The following is a 2988-nucleotide window of genomic DNA, read 5'->3' on the forward strand; positions in this document are numbered from 1 at the left end:
CGATCAATACGACCCGCCTCGGACTGGACGAGACGGCGGAGCTGATCAAGGAATATGTGAAGCTGCGCGGGTATATAAAGTAGGGGAAAATGAAAACAGCCTGTCTGTGATGCAGGCTAAAAATTTCAGTTGAAGATTGCGGGAGGCAGGGCAGATTTGGAAGATGAGAAGTGCCAGCGGATCGCCAGCTCAATCAGCTCCCAGAATGCTGGGAGAGTGATTCCGGCATTCTGAATTTGCCTTTGACGACAGTAGAATCATTACGACCTTATTACAAATTATTTACGGTTTGAAGCGGTATATTGACGGTCAAAATGGAAAAATGATACAATGATTTCAGAAAGAAAGGGGGAGAAAGCATGAGAAGTGCATCTGAATTTAGGCAAATGGCGCGTGAGACACTGCGCGGAAACTGGAAACTTGCGATGGGAACGGGATTAGCAGCGTCCCTGATCGGTGCGGAGATTGCCGATACGGCGCCAAATGGAATATCAGAGCTGCAAAAAGTGATACAGGCACGACCGGAAGTGAAGAATGTGCTGACGCAGGTATTTCTGATGCGCAGCATGCTTCTGCCCTTGATGCTTTGCTTATCTGGGGCTTGATGGTGGTTATTATTGGAGGTGCGGGGCAGATGGGATACGCCCGTTTCCATCTGAATCTGGCAGAGAAAAAGGAAGCGTCCTTTTCTGATTTATTTTCCCAGTTTTCGCGGATCACAGATGGCGTGGCGATGGTATTTGTGCGCGGCTTTTATATATTTTGCTGGACCTGCCTGTTTTTCGTTCCGGGTTTCATAAAGACGTACAGCTATGCGATGACACCATATGTGCTGATGGAACATCCAGAATATTCCGCCAACGAGGCGATCACCGAGTCGCGCCGCCTGATGGATGGAAAAAAATGGAATTTATTCTGCCTGACCTTTAGCTTTATCGGCTGGCGGCTGATCTGCAGCATTCAATATATAATACCAGCGGTTCTTTTGTATACACAGGGAAGGCTCAGCGGTGTGACCGTGCTGTTTCTGGCAGCGCTGATGGGACCGCTCAATATTGGCTATCTGTTTCTGCGCCCATATGAGGAGGCGGCATTTGCGGCATTTTATAGGGACGTGCGGGATGAGAAGAGGGAAATAGAAGAGATAGAAATGCAGGATAAGTGGAGTGAGAATGAGCCGGAGGAAAGTGAAAATGCGTGAACTCTGCCTATACAAAAATGAAATCATTTGCATAGAACTGTGCTTGTGTAAGGATAGACGGAACAATAAAAATCTTTGAAAATCAAATTGGCGAAAGCCCAAAATAAGAATCTGCAATCAAAAAACACCTCAGAAAGTGGTCAAAATGAAAGCTTTCTGAGGTGTTTTTTTGAGTTGGATTATTTATTTTGTTTTAGTCCATCCGTGCTTTCTCAGACAGCAAATGTTTCTGGCAATAGAAGAATGCCGGAATCAGAAAGGCATCAGCGAGCAGCCATGCAAGCGGCGAGGCAAAACAGATGATGATGTAGCCAAAGATCGGCACCAGCAGGAAGCCGACCATGGCGCGGGCGATCATTTCGCAGACACCTGCCAGGATGGCGAGCAGGCTGTAGCCCATTCCCTGAATCGTGAAACGCCATACATTGACGATTGTCAGAGGTATGTAGAACAGGGAGTTGAAGGTCAGGAACTGGTGCGCCTGATGGATTACAACTGTTTCCGAGGCATCGACGAAGAGAAGCGGAATCACGCCGCCAAACACGGTCAGCACGATGCACGCCGCAATGGAGTAGATGCCGCCGATGAGAGTCGCGGACCGGACGCCCTGGCGGATGCGGTCTACCTTTCCGGCACCGGCGTTCTGTCCGGCGTAGGTTGCCATCGTGCCGCCCAGCGCGTCAAACGGGCAGCAGAAGAACATGCCAATCTTCTGACCTGCGGTGACGGAGGCAACCGCGATGGAACCTAAGGAGTTGATGGCAGTCTGGATGACAACCGAGCCGATCGCGGTGATCGAATACTGGAGTCCCATCGGCACACCCATTTTGCAGAGAACGTAAATATGTCTGCCGCTGATGCGTGTTTCCTCCCGGTGCATATGCAGGATTTCAAATTTTTTCTTCATATAGCTCAGGCAGAGAATACCGGATACTGCCTGAGAGATAACAGTTGCATAGGCAGCTCCGGCGGTGCCGGTTCCGATCTGTACGATGAAAAGCAGATCCAGTGCAATGTTTAAAAGACTGGATAAAATCAGGAAATAGACCGGCGTTTTGGAGTCGCCGAGCGCACGGATGATGCCCGCCAGCGTATTGTACAGGTAGGTTGCCGGGATACCGGCGAATACGAAGAAAATATAGCTGTACGCGCCGTCGATGATATTGTCCGGCGTCTGCATCCAGACAAGAATCTGCCGTGTAAGCAGGCAGACGATCACGGTCATGACCACGGCAAAACAGGAGGCGATCCATCCGGCATTGGCGACGAAACGGCGCATGTCCTTGTAATCCTGCGCGCCGAACCGCTGTGCAACCGGAATGGAAAACCCGGTGCAGACGCCGATGACGAAACCGTTAATCATAAAGTTGATGGCGGAGGTGGAACCGACCGAAGCCAGCGCATCAACGCCGAGAAATTTTCCAACAATGATCGTATCGACCATGCTGTAAAACTGCTGGAACAGAAGTCCCATCAGCATCGGAACCGCAAAGCCCAGAATCAGCTTCGCCGGGCTTCCGTTTGTCATATCTTTTATGGTAGAGCGTTGCGAAGAGCGGCTCATGGAAAAACCATCCTTTCTAAAAAACGATTATAAAACTCTGAGAGTAGATTTTATAAGAAATACATAAAATTGGCAATCCGAAAAATCACGAAAAAAAGTAAAATAGAGGCACTTTTTTTGTGATATAGAAGCGGGCTGGTCAGCACGCGGTATTTTACAATCAGTGACATACATGGTATCATAACGGGTAGAGTGATTTTTATTTCATAGGAAATTGCGTCCT

3 protein-coding genes are annotated in these 2988 nt (G+C 48.9%); 2 read left to right on the forward strand and 1 reads right to left on the reverse strand.

The features are described from left to right. The first annotated feature begins 359 nt into the window (after nucleotides 1-359). Both QVO97_RS08535 and QVO97_RS08540 read left to right on the forward strand, forming a co-directional pair. Nucleotides 360-605, forward strand: a complete 246-nt coding sequence (locus QVO97_RS08535; RefSeq protein WP_022359916.1) for a hypothetical protein — start codon at nucleotides 360-362, stop codon at nucleotides 603-605. Further along, the gene (locus tag QVO97_RS08540) at nucleotides 605-1201 is read left to right on the forward strand and encodes a DUF975 family protein (protein WP_288189437.1); all 597 of its coding nucleotides are present in this window, start codon (nucleotides 605-607) and stop codon (nucleotides 1199-1201) included. Before QVO97_RS08535 ends, QVO97_RS08540 begins: the two co-directional genes overlap by 1 nt. A 193-nt stretch (nucleotides 1202-1394) precedes the next feature. On the opposite strand, the gene QVO97_RS08545 is transcribed toward QVO97_RS08540, so the two are convergent. Beyond that, nucleotides 1395-2729 (reverse strand): MATE family efflux transporter, encoded by a 1335-nt coding sequence (locus QVO97_RS08545; RefSeq protein ID WP_288189438.1) that lies wholly within the window; start codon nucleotides 2727-2729, stop codon nucleotides 1395-1397. Between the last annotated feature and the right edge of the window lie 259 nt (nucleotides 2730-2988).

The sequence above is a fragment of the Clostridium sp. CAG:43 genome (assembly GCF_000434655.1).
Taxonomy (GTDB): domain Bacteria; phylum Bacillota; class Clostridia; order Lachnospirales; family Lachnospiraceae; genus Otoolea; species Otoolea fessa.

Bases quoted from the DNA above. Each gene is read 5' to 3' on its own strand.
- QVO97_RS08535 (WP_022359916.1), top strand. From the start codon at position 360: ATGAGAAGTGCATCTGAATTTAGGCAAATGGCGCGTGAGACACTGCGC.
- QVO97_RS08540 (WP_288189437.1), top strand. From the start codon at position 605: ATGGTGGTTATTATTGGAGGTGCGGGGCAGATGGGATACGCCCGTTTC.
- QVO97_RS08545 (WP_288189438.1), bottom strand. From the start codon at position 2,729: ATGACAAACGGAAGCCCGGCGAAGCTGATTCTGGGCTTTGCGGTTCCG.